Source organism: Bradyrhizobium sp. 33ap4, assembly GCF_032654765.1.
Lineage (GTDB): Bacteria > Pseudomonadota > Alphaproteobacteria > Rhizobiales > Xanthobacteraceae > Bradyrhizobium > Bradyrhizobium australafricanum.
Map to the genome: position 1 here is coordinate 82,927 of NZ_JAUMTJ010000018.1, position 15,932 is coordinate 98,858.

At 65.5% G+C, this 15,932-nt stretch carries 14 protein-coding genes; 10 read left to right on the forward strand and 4 right to left on the reverse strand.

Going from position 1 to position 15,932, the window contains the following annotated elements:
• Positions 1 to 31: 31 nt before the first annotated feature.
• The 3 genes from Q2M23_RS15930 to Q2M23_RS15940 all read right to left on the reverse strand — a co-directional run bounded on the left by Q2M23_RS15930 (position 32) and on the right by Q2M23_RS15940 (position 5,988).
• Positions 32 to 1,627, reverse strand: coding sequence for a DUF882 domain-containing protein (locus Q2M23_RS15930; RefSeq protein ID WP_316396088.1), 1,596 nt, complete (start codon positions 1,625 to 1,627; stop codon positions 32 to 34).
• A 265-nt stretch (positions 1,628 to 1,892) separates the two neighbouring features.
• A complete protein-coding gene (locus tag Q2M23_RS15935) occupies positions 1,893 to 4,190 on the reverse strand; it encodes a murein L,D-transpeptidase (RefSeq protein ID WP_316396089.1) in 2,298 nt (765 codons plus the stop codon).
• A gap of 307 nt (positions 4,191 to 4,497) precedes the next feature.
• Positions 4,498 to 5,988, reverse strand: a complete 1,491-nt coding sequence (locus tag Q2M23_RS15940; RefSeq protein ID WP_316396090.1) for a sigma-54 dependent transcriptional regulator — start codon at positions 5,986 to 5,988, stop codon at positions 4,498 to 4,500.
• Between the two features lie 142 nt (positions 5,989 to 6,130).
• On the opposite strand from Q2M23_RS15940, the gene Q2M23_RS15945 reads away from it, so the two are divergent.
• The 10 genes from Q2M23_RS15945 (at position 6,131) to Q2M23_RS15990 (ending at position 15,182) form a co-directional block, all read left to right on the forward strand.
• On the forward strand, positions 6,131 to 8,047 hold the full coding sequence (locus Q2M23_RS15945) for a M3 family oligoendopeptidase (protein WP_168855433.1): 1,917 nt from the start codon (positions 6,131 to 6,133) through the stop codon (positions 8,045 to 8,047).
• 267 nt (positions 8,048 to 8,314) lie between these two features.
• Positions 8,315 to 8,467 carry an aa3-type cytochrome c oxidase subunit IV gene (locus Q2M23_RS15950; RefSeq protein WP_092080774.1) on the forward strand — a complete coding sequence of 51 codons (153 nt, stop codon included), beginning with the start codon at positions 8,315 to 8,317 and terminating at the stop codon, positions 8,465 to 8,467.
• 144 nt (positions 8,468 to 8,611) lie between these two features.
• Positions 8,612 to 9,736, forward strand: a complete 1,125-nt coding sequence (locus Q2M23_RS15955) for a Re/Si-specific NAD(P)(+) transhydrogenase subunit alpha (protein ID WP_229192827.1) — start codon at positions 8,612 to 8,614, stop codon at positions 9,734 to 9,736.
• A gap of 11 nt (positions 9,737 to 9,747) precedes the next feature.
• Positions 9,748 to 10,065, forward strand: a complete 318-nt coding sequence (locus Q2M23_RS15960) for a proton-translocating transhydrogenase family protein (RefSeq protein WP_016841609.1) — start codon at positions 9,748 to 9,750, stop codon at positions 10,063 to 10,065.
• A 43-nt stretch (positions 10,066 to 10,108) separates the two neighbouring features.
• Positions 10,109 to 11,506 (forward strand): NAD(P)(+) transhydrogenase (Re/Si-specific) subunit beta, encoded by a 1,398-nt coding sequence (locus tag Q2M23_RS15965; protein WP_253638613.1) that lies wholly within the window; start codon positions 10,109 to 10,111, stop codon positions 11,504 to 11,506.
• Positions 11,507 to 11,516: 10 nt separating this feature from the next.
• Positions 11,517 to 11,687 carry a hypothetical protein gene (locus Q2M23_RS15970; protein ID WP_200844487.1) on the forward strand — a complete coding sequence of 57 codons (171 nt, stop codon included), beginning with the start codon at positions 11,517 to 11,519 and terminating at the stop codon, positions 11,685 to 11,687.
• A 15-nt stretch (positions 11,688 to 11,702) separates the two neighbouring features.
• Complete coding sequence (locus tag Q2M23_RS15975; protein ID WP_168855435.1) at positions 11,703 to 12,521, forward strand: alpha/beta hydrolase; 819 nt, start codon at positions 11,703 to 11,705, stop codon at positions 12,519 to 12,521.
• A gap of 53 nt (positions 12,522 to 12,574) precedes the next feature.
• Positions 12,575 to 13,672 carry a calcium:proton antiporter gene (locus Q2M23_RS15980; RefSeq protein WP_057019011.1) on the forward strand — a complete coding sequence of 366 codons (1,098 nt, stop codon included), beginning with the start codon at positions 12,575 to 12,577 and terminating at the stop codon, positions 13,670 to 13,672.
• A gap of 37 nt (positions 13,673 to 13,709) precedes the next feature.
• Positions 13,710 to 13,994, forward strand: coding sequence for a cupin domain-containing protein (locus Q2M23_RS15985; protein WP_028340624.1), 285 nt, complete (start codon positions 13,710 to 13,712; stop codon positions 13,992 to 13,994).
• Positions 13,995 to 14,258: 264 nt separating this feature from the next.
• The gene (locus Q2M23_RS15990) at positions 14,259 to 15,182 is read left to right on the forward strand and encodes a hypothetical protein (RefSeq protein WP_316396092.1); all 924 of its coding nucleotides are present in this window, start codon (positions 14,259 to 14,261) and stop codon (positions 15,180 to 15,182) included.
• 48 nt (positions 15,183 to 15,230) lie between these two features.
• Here the strand turns inward: Q2M23_RS15990 and Q2M23_RS15995 are convergent, their stop codons facing one another.
• A complete protein-coding gene (locus Q2M23_RS15995) occupies positions 15,231 to 15,893 on the reverse strand; it encodes a tetratricopeptide repeat protein (RefSeq protein ID WP_316396093.1) in 663 nt (220 codons plus the stop codon).
• Positions 15,894 to 15,932: the final 39 nt, after the last annotated feature.

A 15,932-nucleotide genomic window follows, 5' to 3' on the forward strand; every position in this document is an offset into this window, starting at 1 on the left:
CGGAAAGCTATCTTGTCGGCAGAAGCGCGGCTCAGCGCAGCGAGGCGGTGCGGAGCACGAAGGACTGGGTCGTCAGGAGGGCGGTCGCCGAGCCCGAGAAGCGGTCGCAGGTCATGCCCATCATCGGATCTTCCGAGAAGGTCATGACGACGGCGGCCTGCGGCTTCACGAAATGAGCCCGCATCATGGTCATGTCGGTGTCGCCAAGCACCGTGGTCAGCATGGCATTGCTGGCGCTCGGCGCCAGCATCACCACGCGCATCCAGATATCGTTGCCCTTGGCAGCCGAGATCCGCGCGGAGGTGGTGATCACGCCCTGGCTCGGTGCGCCCTTGGCAACGACGGTGTTGATTTCGGTGCTAGGGACCGCACCATTGCGCGTCGGGCGCACGTTGCGCGGGATCGGCGCGGTCGCTGCGACGATGTTGGCCCGATCGACCGGCGAGGCCGCGGGCGCATAGGCCAGCGCCTTGTTGAAGTTTTCGGTTGTCGTGCTCGCAGTGGTCTGCGGATCGCTACCGCCGACCGCCTCGCGGGCCTTCAGCGCGGCAATCTGCGCCGCCGACGCCTGCTTCGGCGCCTCACCCTCGTCACCCCAGAAGCCGCGGGCATTGATGATGTCGGCAGGGGATTGCGGCGCGGTGTTCTCGGCCACCTGCACCACTTGCACCGCCGGCTTCGCCTTCGGCATCGGCACGAGCTGGGCGTCGGCGGCGGCGAGCTGGATGGCGGCGGCGAACTGCGGCTTGGCGCGCGGCAGCGGAACCGGATCGGCGGCTTTGGCGGGCGCGGCGGCAGCCACCACGGTGTTGGCGGCGGGCTTGTCGTTCACGCTGGCCGCGCCTTCGTCTTCATCGTCACTCGACTTGCCGCCACCGAACAGCTTCGCGAACAGGCTCGGCTTGCCGATGGTCGCGGCATCGTCACCATTGCCGCGGCGCTCGATATCGGCCTTGGCAAGCTCATAGCCCTTGAGCGGCGTGCCGTCGGTCGGGACATGGACGGTGCGGCCGTCGGGGAACACCTTGACCAGCTGATCGCGGGTCATGCGCGGCCAGTGGCGGATGCTGCCGGTGTCGAGATGGACGAACGGCGAGCCCGAGGTCGGATAGAAGCCGACGCCGCCGCGCTGCAGGCGGAGGCCGGCGTAGCGGATCTGCTCCAGCGGCACGCCCGGGATGAAGAAGTCCATCGCATGCCCCAGCATGTGCTGGCTGTGGCGCGCGACGCCCGAGGAGCGGCGGCGGAGCATGGCGTTGGTGGCAGGGGCGCGATAGGCGGAGATGATCTGGATCGGCTGCTTGCCGCCGACGTCGTTATAGACGTCCCACAGGATGTCGAAGAGGTGACGGTCCATCACCGTTTCATCCTGGGAACGCCAGTCGCGCAGGAAGTGGTTGAGCTGCTTCAGCGCGCCTTCGTCGTAGCGGCCCTCGCGCTTGAAGGTGACGGTGAGGTCTTCGCCGGAATGGGTGTGGTGGAAGGAGAGGGTGCGGGTCTGGTTCAGCGCGGTGGCATCGTGCACCGATCCTGCGCCCGCCAACAGCAATAGCGCAGTCAGGCCGACTTGGTATCCGGCCTTAGGCAACGACAGCGGATTGCAGCGGCGTGCGAAGACAGCCAGCACTATGAGCCCACCCAGTCGACGAGCGTTCGGTCGGCATCTTTCGCAGACCCCCTGCGGAAGACGGTGAACGCTTTCTTAAAGCGGGAGGGTTAACCGAGGTTTACCGACCCGCCCCCAAGTTAGGCTTAACTAACTGGGCGACTGTGGCAAAAGATAGCCATGCTCCCCGGCCGAGACCCGAAATGGTTAACGTAAACGATCTCGCCTTTTGAGCGAGATCGTTGATTTTGCTTCAAAATTTATCCCAATCGGGCCGAAATGCAGACTAGCGGGTGATCACCCGGCGCTGCTGCTGGGCCTGCCCACGACGGATCGGCTGCGGCTCCGGCTGTCCGAATCCCCCGAACAGCCGCTCGAAGAAGTTTGGTCCGGAGGAGCCAAAGCCGTTGTCGCCGGCGACATTGACGCCGGCGGGCAGGCTGCTGCTCGGCGGACGCGAGTAGCTCGGCTGGGCGTGCGCCACCACCGTCTCGAGATCCTTGCCGCGGTTGTTCCTGAGCAGCGACAGCATGCTGGCATCGCGGCCGTAAACGTCCCTGCGCAATTGCAGCTTGCCGGCATCGTCCACGAACGCGGTCTGGTAGGTGATGTTCACCGGGATCGGCGTCGGGAATTTCAGGTCGACCTCGCTCGAACCGTACATGCTGCGGATCCGCTCCGGCGTGTAGTGCTGGTTCGGCTCGGTAATGTTGAGCAGGACGGCGGCGTACTGATCGGGATTCTGCACGCGCATGCAGCCGTGGCTGAAAGCGCGCTCGTCCTTCGCGAACAGGTACTTGTCCGGCGTGTCGTGCTGATAGACCAGGAACTTGTTCGGGAAGTTGAAGCGGATGCGGCCGAGCGCGTTGGCTTCACCCGGCGGCTGCGAAATGTGGATCGAGCCGTCGCGGTTGCGCTCGAGCCTGAGGCCCATGCGCTGCAGCACCGTCGGATCCTGCTGCAGGGCCGGCAGATATTCGTTGTAGATGATCGACGGCGGCACGTTCCAGGTCGGATTGACCGTGATGTACTTCATCGTCTCGGTCAGAAGCGGCGTGGCATGCTGGCCGGGCTTCCCGGTGACGACGCGGGTGGTCCAGACCGGCGCGCCGTTCTGCATCACCTTCAGCGTGTAGTCCGGGATGTTGAGGATCACATAGGCATTGCCGACACTGGCCGCGCCGAGCTGGCGCGGCAGCCAGCGCCAGCGCTCCATGTTGACGATCACGGTGTCGATCTGCCGGTCGCGCTTCGGATTGTTCAGCGCCTTGACCGTGCGCTCGTCGAGAACGCCGGTCGGCTTGAGGTCGACGCTGCTCTGGAATTTCTCCACCGCCCGCGCGACCGTCGCGTCATACTTGGTGCTGTCGGCATCCTCGGTGATGCCGAGCTTGTTGCGCAGGTCCGGCACGCGCGGATCGTCCATCTCGACCGCGGCCTGCTTCTTGCGCGCCGGCAAATATTTCAGCGTCGGACCGTCCGCGATCGTGATGACCGGACCGTCGCCCTGGCCGCGCAACTCGGCGAGCTTCTTCTTCAGCTCCTTGTAGAGCTTCTGCGGCGGGTTGTAGCCGTCGAGCGCGGCGGAGGCGTCCTTGGCGGAGGTCACATTGGCGAACACTTCCGCCGGATCGATCGGGTGCTCCGGATAGAGAATGTCCGCCGACACCTGCGACCAGTGCATGCGGCCGCTCTGGGCCTGGCGGGCGTAGTCCAGCATGCTGGCGGCGAGCTTCAGCTCGGCGTCGGCCAGCGCGTCCGGCGAGGTCGCCGCGGCGAAATCCGGCACCGGATAGTCTGATGCATCGAGGCCGTCGGCGGCCGCGTCCTTCAGGCGGGCGATGACGCCCTTGCCGGCGTCGGTCAGCTTGCCGGCCTTGGTGAACACCGGCGCGTATTCGCGAGCCGAATAGAACTTCTCGGCCGCTGCGCGCTCGTTCTTGCGGTCAAAGCTACGCAGCGACTTGCTGGCGAGCAGTTCGCGCAGCTTGTCGGCAACCGGCTGATCCTCGGCAGCAACGTTGCTTGCCGCCTTCGCCGGTTCGCCCGCCGGCGCTGCGGCGGTCGCGGGAGCAGGAGCTGTGGTCGGCGCCGCTGCCGTTGCAGGCGCGGGGCTTGCGGCAGGCGCGGTGGCCGTTGCAGGGGCGGGGGTGGCCGCCGCCGGCGCGACGGCGGTATCGGTCTTTGGCGCGTCGGCGGGCTTCGTCGCCGGCGCGGTTACGGCATCGGCGGGCATCGGCTCGACGGCCTTTGCAGTCGCGCTCGGCTCTGCCGGCTTGGCGTCGACCGGCTTTGTCTCAGCAGGCTTGGCTTCGGTGGCGTGCACATCCGCTGGCTTCACGTCGGCCGGCTTGGCTGCATCGGGCAGCGCGGCGGTGGTGTCGGCCTTGAAATCGCTTGCGGTGGGGGGCGGCACGTTGGCCGGTTCGGGGCGCGGGATCGCCGCGTCGATCGCGAGTTCCGAGGCGCTGGAGTGCGGCGTGTCCTGCGCGAAGGCCGCGGTCGCGGACACCGTGAGGAAGGTTGCCGCGACGGCCATCAATACGCGGTCAAATCCTCGACGGTTGTTCGAACAGTCACGCATCGTCACACCCCCTGGGTGAAACTGCCCCTCATCAAGCTGGAACAGTTCAAATCAGAATTTGGTTTCATAGCTTGCGCGAAAGCGCCGGCCTCTCGATCGACTCGCACGCCTGCACACAACGAACGCAGACGATACCTTTGCCCCTCTCATGCAGCCAGCGCCATGCGGGGCAACTCACGACAAACTGACCTCGAAGCAGCTGATTTCGCTCCGGGCTGTGCGTTTTTGCCACGCGGCACAGCCTTTGTCTGTCACCGCCACGACACGGTTCAAAAGGTTCCCTGGTGCGGCCTGTCGGCCTCGAGAGCTAAGTGGCGTCGCTTGCGCGCGCGCCGGCCGCAGCTTCGTCGAGCTTGCGGTAGAGCGTCGAGCGGCCGATCTTGAGGCGGCGCGCGACCTCCGACATCTGTCCGCGATAATGCGAAATCGCGAAGCGGATGATCTCGTTCTCGAGATCTTCTAAAGGGCGCACCTCGCCCGCGGCATTGAGCATGGAAAGGCCGCCGGCGGTTGGCAGGGAGGCGACAACCGGTATTTCATTACCGGAAATCATGGCGGGGGCCGTGGAAGGCGACACCACGAGCGGCTCGCCCTGCAGCGATTTGCCGTCCGGCGCCGGATGCGCTGTTCCTTGCGGGAAATCGGCGAGCCCGAGCTGGTCGCCATCGCTCATCACCACGGCGCGATACACCGTGTTCTCGAGCTGGCGGATGTTGCCCGGCCAGTCGAGCTGCGAGAGGTGGGCCATCGCCTCGCCGCTGATGCCGGTGATGTTGCGGTTCTCCTCGGCGCAGAATCGCGCCAGGAAATGCCGCAGCAGATGCGGGATGTCTTCGCGCCGCTGTCGCAGCGCCGGAATGGTCAGCGGCAGCACGTGCAGGCGATAGAACAGGTCCTCACGGAACTGGCCGCCTTTCACGAGATCGAGCAGCTTGCGGTTGGTCGCCGAGATGATGCGAACATCGACCTTGACCGGCTTGCGGCCGCCGACCGCCTCGACGGTGCCTTCCTGCAGGGCGCGCAGCAATTTCACCTGCGTGGCCAGCGGCAATTCACCGACCTCGTCGAGGAACAGCGTGCCGCCATGCGCTTCGACGAACTTGCCCTGATGGCGCTCGGTGGCGCCGGTGAAGGCGCCCTTCTCGTGGCCGAACAGGATCGATTCGACGAGATTGTCCGGGATCGCGCCGCAATTCACCGCAACGAACGGCCTGGCCTTGCGCTCGCTGCTGCCGTGAATGGCGCGCGCGAACAGTTCCTTGCCGACGCCGGATTCGCCCTCGATCAGCACCGGGATCGTCGAGGACGCGGCCTTTTGCGCGGTGCGCAGCACCCCGGCCATCGCCTCGCTGCGGGTGATGATGTCGGAGAAGGTCAGCCGGCCCTCGCGGCTGTGGCGGATCCGCTGCAATTCGCCCTTCAGCGCCGAGGCGTTGAGGGCGTTGCGCAGGGAAACCTGCAGCCGCTCGAAGCCGACCGGCTTGACGACGAAATCCTGGGCACCGGCGCGCATCGCCGACACGACATTGTCGATGCCGCCATGCGCGGTCTGCACGATGACCGGGACGGTCAAACCAGCTTCACGAATTTTTGCGAGGACTCCGAGACCGTCGAGGCCCGGCATCACGAGGTCGAGCACGACGGCGTCAATCGCCTGCGTCTCGGATGCGGTCAGGGCCGCGATCGCCGCGTCGCCGCTGTCCACGACGAGGGGCTCATAGCCGCACTTCTGCACCATGTTTTCAACCAAACGGCGCTGTACTGCGTCGTCATCGGCGATCAAAATGGTGGCAGCCATGGTTTTCCCCGCACGCTACGTTTATTTGTCTCGAATCGGGGCAATGTCGCCGATGCCGATTAACGCACTCTTAAATGTTGCAAACCCGCATTCATTCCGCCGCCGCCGACATCTTTCCGACTGAACTAAGGTTACGAACAAGATGACCTCGCGCTCCAAAACTGCATCCAACAAGTCTGCCCTCGGCAAGGCCGCTCTCCGCAAGGAAGCCGCGTTGCGCAAAACGGCCGCGCAACGCAAATCGTCCGCAGGCGGTCCGGCGGCGAAAAAGGCAGCCAGCAAGACCGGCAAGCTTCCGGAATGGAATCTGGCAGATCTCTACTCCGGAATCGATGCGCCGGAGGTCGCACGCGACTTGCAGAAAATGGACGCAGATTGCGTCGCGTTTGAGACCGACTACAAGGGCAAGCTTGCCGAAAATACCGCCAAGGAAGGCGGCGGAAAGTGGCTGGCCGAGGCGATCAGGCGCTATGAGGCGATCGACGATTTGGCTGGCCGTCTCGGCTCTTACGCCGGCTTGGTCCATGCCGGCGACAGCGTCGATCCCGCGATTTCGAAATTCTACGGCGATGTCTCCGAGCGGCTGACCGCCGCGTCGGTGCATCTGTTGTTCTTCTCGCTCGAGCTCAATCGCGTCGACGACGACGTGATCGAGCGCGCGATGGCCGAACCGGAGCTCGGCCATTACCGGCCGTGGATCGAGGATCTGCGCAAGGACAAGCCGTACCAGCTCGAGGATCGCGTCGAGCAGCTGTTCCACGAAAAGGCGCAAAGCGGCTACGCGGCCTGGAACCGGCTGTTCGACCAGACCATCTCCGGTCTGCGTTTCAAGATTGGCGGCAAGGAGCTCGCGATCGAGCCGACGCTGAACCTGCTGCAGGACAAGGCGGGGGACAAGCGCAAGGCTGCCGCGCAGGCGCTCGCCAAGACCTTCAAGGACAATGAGCGCAGCTTCGCGCTGATCACCAACACGCTCGCCAAGGACAAGGAAATCTCCGACCGCTGGCGCGGCTTCCAGGATGTCGCAGATTCCCGCCATCTCAACAACCGCGTCGAGCGCGAGGTGGTCGATGCGCTGGTCGCCTCGGTGCGCGCGGCCTATCCGAAGCTGTCGCACCGCTATTACGCGCTGAAGGCCGGCTGGTTCAAAAAGAAGAAGCTGCCGCACTGGGACCGCAACGCCCCGCTGCCGTTCGCGGCGACCGGCACCATCGCCTGGCCCGAGGCGCGCAACATGGTGCTGTCGGCCTATAGCGGCTTCTCGCCCAGGATGGCCGAGATTGCCGAGCGCTTCTTCGACGATCGCTGGATCGATGCGCCGGTCCGTCCCGGCAAGGCGCCCGGCGCGTTCTCGCATCCGACCACGCCGTCGGCGCATCCCTATGTGCTGATGAACTATCAGGGCAAACCGCGCGACGTGATGACGCTGGCGCACGAGCTCGGTCACGGCGTCCATCAGGTGCTGGCGGCGAAGAACGGCGCGCTGATGGCGCCGACGCCGCTGACGCTGGCGGAAACCGCAAGCGTGTTCGGCGAGATGCTGACCTTCAAGCGGCTATTGTCCCAGACCAGGAACGCCAAGCAGCGCCAGGCGCTGCTCGCGGGCAAGGTCGAGGACATGATCAATACCGTGGTGCGGCAGATCGCGTTCTATTCATTCGAGCGCGCGGTTCATACCGAGCGCAAGAACGGCGAACTCACCGCCGAGCGGATCGGCCAGATCTGGCTCAGCGTGCAGGGCGAGAGCCTGGGGCCGGCGATCGAGATCAAGCCGGGCTACGAGACGTTCTGGATGTACATTCCGCACTTCATCCACTCGCCGTTCTACGTCTATGCCTATGCGTTCGGGGATTGCCTCGTGAACTCGCTCTATGCGGTCTATGAGCACGCGTCCGAAGGCTTTGCGGAGCGCTATCTCGACATGCTCGCCGCCGGCGGCACCAAGCACTATTCCGAGCTGCTGCGGCCGTTCGGGCTCGACGCCAAGGACCCCAAATTCTGGGACGGCGGCCTGTCCGTCATCGCCGGCATGATCGACGAACTGGAGGCGATGGGCTGAGGCCCATCGGCGTTCCGGCCGGGCCGGGCGGCAGCCGGTCCCGTGCCAGTTTCGTTCGGCGTTTTTTGCGCCTGGCGGCATGATCGTTCCATGATGCCTGCGTTTGGGAGGCCAATCCTGCCGAGGGGCTGCCGCGGCGTCGTCGCTCGAACGTGGATCGGGGACGATTTGCGCTTCAAATCGCCCGATCGGGACCGCGCCGTTGCCCTGCCTATCCGTTTGCGGTAATGGCTCGCGGAGGACGCGAATTTCTGACTGGGGACAGCGATGGCAGACCATAGCGAAGTGGCCTACACGACCGCCGACGGCAACGATTACGTGGCGCATGAGCAGACCTATGAAGGGTTTCTCATGCTGGTCAAATGGGGCACCATCAGCGTCGCCATTATTCTCGCCTTGATGGCCTATTTCCTGGTCTGATCCTTAGATCGGCTAGCGGCGCCGCCGTCCCGCGGCGGTGCCGGAATTGCTGTCGAAACCCGGATGTAAAAACCGGGTATCCAAATCTGGCGAAAATAACGCTAGTTTGAAGACGCGTGCGCCGCTCGCGCCGCCGGAGGGCCCATGAAGATTGCCGTTGCCAAGGAAATTGATCCGTCCGAGCCGCGGGTTGCGGCCTCGCCCGATACCGTGAAGAAGTTCAGGGCACTCGGCGCCGAGGTCGCGGTCGAGCCGGGCGCGGGCATCAAGTCGGGCCTTCCCGATTCGGAGTTCACCGCGGTTGGCGCCACCGTCAGCGCGGACGCGCTCAAGGACGCCGACATCATCATCAAGGTGAAGCGGCCGGAAGCCTCCGAACTTTCCAAATACAAGCGCGGCGCGCTGGTCATCGCGATCATGGATCCCTACGGCAACGAGGCCGCCCTGAAGGCGATGGCCGATGCCGGCGTGTCCGCCTTCGCGATGGAATTGATGCCGCGCATCACCCGCGCGCAGGTGATGGACGTCTTGTCCTCGCAGGCCAATCTGGCCGGCTACCGCGCCGTGATCGAGGGCGCCGAGGCGTTTGGCCGCGCCTTCCCGATGATGATGACCGCCGCCGGCACCGTTCCGGCCGCCAAGGTGTTCGTGATGGGCGTCGGCGTCGCCGGCCTGCAGGCGATCGCGACCGCGCGGCGGCTCGGGGCCGTCGTCACCGCGACCGACGTGCGCCCGGCCACCAAGGAACAGGTCGAATCGCTCGGCGCGAAATTCCTCGCCGTCGAGGACGAGGAATTCAAGAACGCGCAGACCGCCGGCGGCTACGCCAAGGAAATGTCCAAGGAGTACCAGGCCAAGCAGGCCGCGCTGACCGCTGAGCACATCAAGAAGCAGGACATCGTGATCACGACCGCGCTGATCCCCGGCCGTCCGGCACCAATGCTCGTCACCGGCGAGATGGTGAAATCGATGAAGCCCGGCTCGGTGCTGGTCGATCTCGCGGTCGAGCGCGGCGGCAATGTCGAGGGCGCGAGGCCCGGCGAAGTGGTCGAGACCGATGGCATCAAGATCGTCGGCTACACCAATGTCGCCGGCCGCGTCGCAGCGTCGGCCTCGGGGCTCTACGCGCGCAACCTGTTCTCGTTCATCGAGACGATGGTCGACAAGGCCAACAAAGCGCTCGCGGTCAATTGGGACGACGAGCTGGTGAAGGCCACTGCGCTGACCAAGGACGGCGCCGTCATCCATCCCAACTTCCAGCCGAAGTAAGGAGAGAAGCCATGGAGCATCTCGCGCAGGCCGTCGATCCGTTCGTGTTCCGGCTGTCGATTTTCGTGCTCGCCGTGTTTGTCGGCTATTTCGTGGTGTGGTCGGTGACGCCGGCGCTGCATACGCCGCTGATGAGCGTGACCAACGCGATCTCGTCGGTGATCGTGGTCGGCGCGCTGCTTGCGGTCGGCGTCGGCATGGTCTCGAGCGGTTCGGGCTGGGCCCGCGGCTTCGGCTTCGTCGCGCTGATCTTCGCCTGCGTGAACATCTTCGGCGGCTTCCTGGTCACCCAGCGCATGCTCGCGATGTACAAGAAGAAAGCCAAGTGAGCGGCAATCACCTCGGGGTGATGAGGATTTTGGGGGACCTGAGATGAGCGCCAATCTCTCTGCACTGTTGTATCTCGTGGCGGGGGTGCTGTTCATCCTGTCGCTGCGCGGCCTGTCGAGCCCGGCGTCGTCGCGCCAGGGCAACATGTTCGGCATGATCGGCATGGCGATCGCCGTCGGCACCACGCTGGCGAGCCATCCGCCGGCCGACGGCGTGGCCTGGGTGCTGGTCATCCTCGCGGTCGCGATCGGCGGCGGCATCGGCGCCGTCATCGCGCGCCGGGTGCCGATGACCTCGATGCCCGAGCTCGTCGCCGCGTTCCACTCGCTGGTCGGCATGGCCGCGGTGCTGGTCGCCGCCGGTGCGTTCTATGCGCCCGAGGCGTTCGACATCGGCACGCCCGGCCACATCCATCCGCAGAGCCTGGTCGAGATGTCGCTCGGCGTCGCGATCGGCGCGCTGACCTTCACCGGCTCGGTGATCGCGTTCCTGAAGCTGTCGGCACGGATGAGCGGCGCGCCGATCATCCTGCCGTTCCGCCACGTCATCAACATCGTGCTGGCGCTGGCGCTGGTGTTCTTCATCGTCGGCCTCGTGATGAGCGGCAGCGCGCTCGACTTCTGGCTGATCACGATCATCGCGCTGGCGCTCGGCGTGCTGATGATCATTCCGATCGGCGGCGCCGACATGCCGGTCGTGATCTCGATGCTGAACTCGTACTCCGGCTGGGCCGCGGCCGGCATCGGCTTCACGCTCGGCAATTCGGCGCTGATCATCACCGGCGCGCTGGTCGGCTCCTCCGGCGCGATCCTGTCCTACATTATGTGCCACGCGATGAACCGCTCGTTCATCTCGGTGATCCTCGGCGGCTTCGGCGGCGAGACCGCCGCGGCCGGCGGCGGCTCGGGCGAGCAGAAGCCCGCCAAGCTCGGCTCGGCGGATGACGCCGCCTTTATCATGAAGAACGCCTCGAAGGTCATCATCGTGCCCGGCTACGGCATGGCGGTGGCGCAGGCCCAGCACGCGCTGCGCGAGATGGCCGACATCCTGAAGAAGGAAGGCGTCGAGGTGAAATACGCCATTCACCCGGTGGCGGGCCGCATGCCCGGCCACATGAACGTGCTGCTGGCCGAGGCCAACGTGCCCTATGACGAGGTGTTCGAGCTCGAGGACATCAACTCGGAGTTCGCCCAGGCCGACATCGCCTTCGTGATCGGCGCCAACGACGTCACCAACCCGGCGGCGGAAGAGGACAAGACCTCGCCGATCTACGGCATGCCGGTGCTGCAGGTCTGGAAGGCCGGCACCGTGATGTTCATCAAGCGCTCGCTCGCCTCGGGTTATGCCGGCATCGACAACCCGCTGTTCTACCGCGACAACACCATGATGTTGCTCGGCGACGCCAAGAAGGTCACCGAGAACATCGTCAAGGCGATGTAAGGCGGTAGCGATGGCGCTGAACCGGGAGTGGCATCGAGCGCATCGCATGCCGCTCCAGGCGACGCGCGAGCAGCGCATCAAGTGGCACGTCGCGCATGCGGCGGCGTGCGCGTGCCGACCGGTCCCCGACAGCATCAAGGCGGACGTCGAGAAGCTGCTCAAGCTCCACGGCAAGACATAGCCGCGGCCACCGCTGATGGCGCTGGCACTCGCAATCCTGAAATGGTTCCTGATCGCCGCGGTCGTCGTCTATCTCGGCGGGCTCGCGGTGCTCTACGTCAAGCAGCGCGAGCTGCTGTTTCCGATCCCGCCGGTCGGACGGACTGCGCCGGCAGCCGCGGGCCTTCCCGAAGCGGAAGAGCATGTCCTGACCACGGGCGACGGCGAGAAGGTCATCGTCTGGCACGTGCCGGCGAAGCCGGGCCGGCCCGTCGCGCTGTTCTTTCATGGCAATGGCGATTTCCTTGCCGGGCGCGTGGCGCGCTTCAAGGCCATCACGGCCGACGGCACCGGGCTGGTGGCGCTGTCCTTTCGGGGTTACGCAGGGTCGAGCGGGTCTCCGAGCGAGCAAGGACTGCTGCAGGACGCCGCAGCGGCTTACGCCTTCACCATCGCGCGCTACCGCGCCGAGCAGATCGTGGCCTGGGGTTTCTCGCTCGGCAGCGGCGTTGCGGTCGCGCTCGCCGCCGAACATCCCCTCGGCAAGCTGATCCTGGAGGCGCCCTACACATCAACGGCTGACGTCGCCGGTGCGCATTTCTGGTATGTGCCGGTCAGCCTCCTGATGCGCGATCAATTCCACTCCGACCGGCTCATCGCGCAGGTCAAGGCGCCGCTCCTGATCATGCATGGCACCGACGATCCGGTGATCCCGATTCGCTTCGGCGAGCGCCTGTTCGATCTCGCCCATGAGCCCAAGCAATTCGTGCGACTGCCCGGTGGCGGGCACGACAATCTCGACGATTTCGGTGCGATGGCGACGGCGCGGCGGTTTATCGGCGCCGCAAGAGGCTGACGGCGGCGATTGTCTGTCGCATAATCGCGCCACCGAAGTGAGGGGACCCCACGATGAGTGCACACGGACCGATGCCGCGGTCGGCCTGGCTGTATCCCGTTTTGGCGGTGCTGTTGTTTGCCGCGGTCACGGCCACCGGTTACAGCTTCGCGCCATCGGCCGGGGGCTGGGTGTTTGCGGCGGTGCTGCTGGTCATTCTGTTCGGCACCGTGTTCGCGGCGGTCCACCATGCCGAGATGATAGCCGAGCGGATCGGCGAGCCGTTCGGCACATTGCTGCTGACGCTCGCGGTGACGATCATCGAGGTGGCGCTGATCTCGACCATCATGCTGGGCGAAACGCCGGCGCCGACCCTGGCCCGCGACACGGTGTTTGCGGTGGTGATGATCGTCTGCAACGGTCTGGTCGGGCTCTGCATCTTCATCGGCGGCCTGCGCTACAAGGAGCAGGATTTCCAGATCACCGGGGCGAACCTTTACCTCAGCGTGCTGTTCGTGCTCGCGACCATCACGCTCGATATGCCCAATTTCACGCTGACCTCTCCGGGCCCGGTGTTTTCCACGGCCCAGCTCGCCGTGGTCAGCATAGTGACCGTGCTGCTCTATGCGGTGTTCCTCTACACCCAGACCATCCGTCACCGCGATTATTTCGTCAGCGGCGCCAATGAGGCAGCGGCGCATGGCGAGGTGATGTCGGACCGCATGACGGCGATCAGCGTTGCACTGCTGCTGGTCTCGCTGCTGGCGGTGGTGCTGCTGGCGAAGAAATTCTCGCTGGTGGTCGATGTCGTTACCGTCAAGATCGGCGCGCCGCCGGCCTTTGCCGGCCTGGTGGTGGCGGCCCTGATCCTGTTGCCGGAGAGCGTTGCCGCTGTGTCGGCGGCGCGCAAGAACGACCTGCAGAAGAGCATCAACCTTGCGCTCGGCTCGTCGATCGCCACCATCGGGCTTACGGTTCCCGCGGTGGCCGTAGCCGCCTATGCGCTCGACAAGCAATTGGTGCTCGGGCTCAGCAACCAGCATATGCTGATCCTGCTGCTCACCTTCATGGTCAGCATGCTCACCTTCGGAACCGGCCGCACCAACATCCTGTTCGGGCTGGTTCACATGGTGGTGTTCGCCGTGTTCGTGTTCATGGTTTTCGTGCCGTAGAGCATGATCCGCTTAAAAAAAATTGGAGAAAATGACGATGCTCAGTGCCAAATCGGATGTGCAGGTGGATACGGCGGAAGTCCGGGTGACCGAATGGCGCCTCGCGCCGGGCAGCGCCACCGGCCACCACACCCATGAGATGGACTATGTCATCGTTCCGATCACGGCGGGCGAGATGACGATCGTGGCGCCGAACGGCGAGCGCTCGAAGGCGCAGCTCGGAGCCGGCAAATCCTATTTCCGCAAGGCCGGGGTCCAGCACGACGTGCTCAACGAGACGGCCAGCGAGATCGTGTTCCTCGAGGTCGAACTCAAGCCCTGACGCGGCGCGAGAACCAAGCAAGGAACCCTGCACCCGCCGAATGGCAGGTCCGAGCCGGCGCGGCTGTGGAAATTCATAACCCGTTAACGGCTGCGCGATGATCTAGAAGGCGGATGCGGCCTGCGCAGGGGACGCCTCCGGCTGAAACCAAAGCGACACCAAAGGTGACGTCGGAACGGGGGTTTGCCACCGATCCGACGCAGTTGATCCCTGAATGTGCCTCAAAGTTCCAGCATGTAGTAGCGGGGTGGGGAGTGGCAGGTCATGCTGAGTTACCTGAAGAAATTTGTGATGGACATCTTACCCTCGGTGGCAGCGACCATCATCGGGGCGTACATCGTTAATCACTACATCGTGGCCAAGCCGGAAGCACCGTCAGCCGCAGCCGTGACCGCCGCAGTCGATCCCAAGGCAAATCCCAAGGCAGATCCGAAAGCCGCCGCCAAGCCCGCCACCGTCGTCAGCAGCCTCCCCGAAGCCGGCGTGAAGGCCAAGGGCATGTCCGAGCGCACGCTGATCGAACGGTCGGCGTCCGAGAAGGCCACCGTCACTGAGAAGGCCACCGTCACCGAGAAGCCTGCCGAGAAATCGGCCGACCCCAAATCGGCCGATGTGAAGCCTGACGCGCCGGCAGATACCGCCAGCATCCCCGCCGACACCCGCCATCACCCGGCGGCGCCGAAGGCGGTCGCGAAGGTCGCGCCCGCCGCGCCGCAGCCGGCCGCGCCCGCGACGTCAGCCGCGCCGGTCGAGGCTGCTGTGACGCCCGAGGAAAGCCGCGACGCCAACGACCTCGCACGCGCCGCCATCGAGCGGCTGCGCAAGGAGCGTCCGCAGGAGGCGGCGCGGTCCCAGGATGCCACGCGCACCGATCTCGCCCGCCTGCCTGAGGCGCAGCGTCCGGCAGCCACGTCGGCGATCCGGCCGTTGCCGCCGCCGATCATGGTGTCGAGCCCGTCCACTGACAATGTCGATCAATCCTCGCAGCCGCGTCCGCCCTATGCCGCCGGCGGCCAGGATTCCAACCGGCTGACGCCGCCGGCCGACATTCCGGTCCCGGTGGTGCAGGCCCCGCTCGACCTGCGCGCCGAGGCGATCATGCCGGCGCAGAAGAACGAGCGCACGTCGGTGACCGACGACATGTTCTCCGGCATGAAGTCGATGTTCCACGCCGTCCTGCCGAAGTAGCCGCAGCGCCGCTCGATCGTTGCTGACGGATTGTCTTCACGCCAAGGGCTAGCCGCCGGTGCGCGCCAGCCCGCTGCGCGCATTGCCGTCGCCTGGCCGCAGCGCGAGCGCGCGATTGTAGGACACCGCCGCCTTGGCCTTGTCGCCGAGCCGCTCATAGGCCTGGCCGCGCGTGCTCCACGCCCCAACATTGCCGGGATCGGCCTGCACGGCCTCGTCGAGATCGCTGGCGGCCTGCTTGGCCTTGTCGAGCGCGAGGTAGCTGGTGGCACGGCCGACCAGGGGCTCGGCCCTCTGCGGCGACAGCCCGCTGGCTGCCGTGAAATCGTCGATCGCCTGCTGATGCTGTCCGCGGCCCTGATAGATCAGGGCGCGGCCGTAGAGCGCCTGGATGTTGTAAGGGTCGGCCGCCAGCGCCTGTTCGAACTCCGCCATCGCCTCGTCGAGCTTGCCGGAGCGCGCCAGCGCCTGCGCACGCGTGGTGTGATCCTTGGCGCTGTTGACGTCTTGCGGGGTGATGGTGTCGGCGGCGGGCTTGTCGGCGGTGGCAGCGGGCTTCGGCTTGTCGTCCGAGGAGCCCCATGAACCGAGGTCGAAGGAGCAGCCTGCGAGCGGCAGGCCGAGAAGCACTGCAATGATGACGAGATGCGGCGCGCAACGGCGCTGCGCCGGTCCTGGAAAGGGCGGGCGGGCTACCGGATCAGCCGTCATGCAAAATGCTCTTGCCGGTCGTTTTGCATGGGTACCCCG

Bases quoted from the DNA above. Each gene is read 5' to 3' on its own strand.
- Q2M23_RS15935 (WP_316396089.1), bottom strand. From the start codon at position 4,190: ATGCGTGACTGTTCGAACAACCGTCGAGGATTTGACCGCGTATTGATG.
- Q2M23_RS15940 (WP_316396090.1), bottom strand. From the start codon at position 5,988: ATGGCTGCCACCATTTTGATCGCCGATGACGACGCAGTACAGCGCCGT.
- Q2M23_RS15945 (WP_168855433.1), top strand. From the start codon at position 6,131: ATGACCTCGCGCTCCAAAACTGCATCCAACAAGTCTGCCCTCGGCAAG.
- Q2M23_RS15950 (WP_092080774.1), top strand. From the start codon at position 8,315: ATGGCAGACCATAGCGAAGTGGCCTACACGACCGCCGACGGCAACGAT.
- Q2M23_RS15955 (WP_229192827.1), top strand. From the start codon at position 8,612: ATGAAGATTGCCGTTGCCAAGGAAATTGATCCGTCCGAGCCGCGGGTT.
- Q2M23_RS15960 (WP_016841609.1), top strand. From the start codon at position 9,748: ATGGAGCATCTCGCGCAGGCCGTCGATCCGTTCGTGTTCCGGCTGTCG.
- Q2M23_RS15965 (WP_253638613.1), top strand. From the start codon at position 10,109: ATGAGCGCCAATCTCTCTGCACTGTTGTATCTCGTGGCGGGGGTGCTG.
- Q2M23_RS15970 (WP_200844487.1), top strand. From the start codon at position 11,517: ATGGCGCTGAACCGGGAGTGGCATCGAGCGCATCGCATGCCGCTCCAG.
- Q2M23_RS15975 (WP_168855435.1), top strand. From the start codon at position 11,703: ATGGCGCTGGCACTCGCAATCCTGAAATGGTTCCTGATCGCCGCGGTC.
- Q2M23_RS15980 (WP_057019011.1), top strand. From the start codon at position 12,575: ATGAGTGCACACGGACCGATGCCGCGGTCGGCCTGGCTGTATCCCGTT.
- Q2M23_RS15985 (WP_028340624.1), top strand. From the start codon at position 13,710: ATGCTCAGTGCCAAATCGGATGTGCAGGTGGATACGGCGGAAGTCCGG.
- Q2M23_RS15990 (WP_316396092.1), top strand. From the start codon at position 14,259: ATGCTGAGTTACCTGAAGAAATTTGTGATGGACATCTTACCCTCGGTG.
- Q2M23_RS15995 (WP_316396093.1), bottom strand. From the start codon at position 15,893: ATGACGGCTGATCCGGTAGCCCGCCCGCCCTTTCCAGGACCGGCGCAG.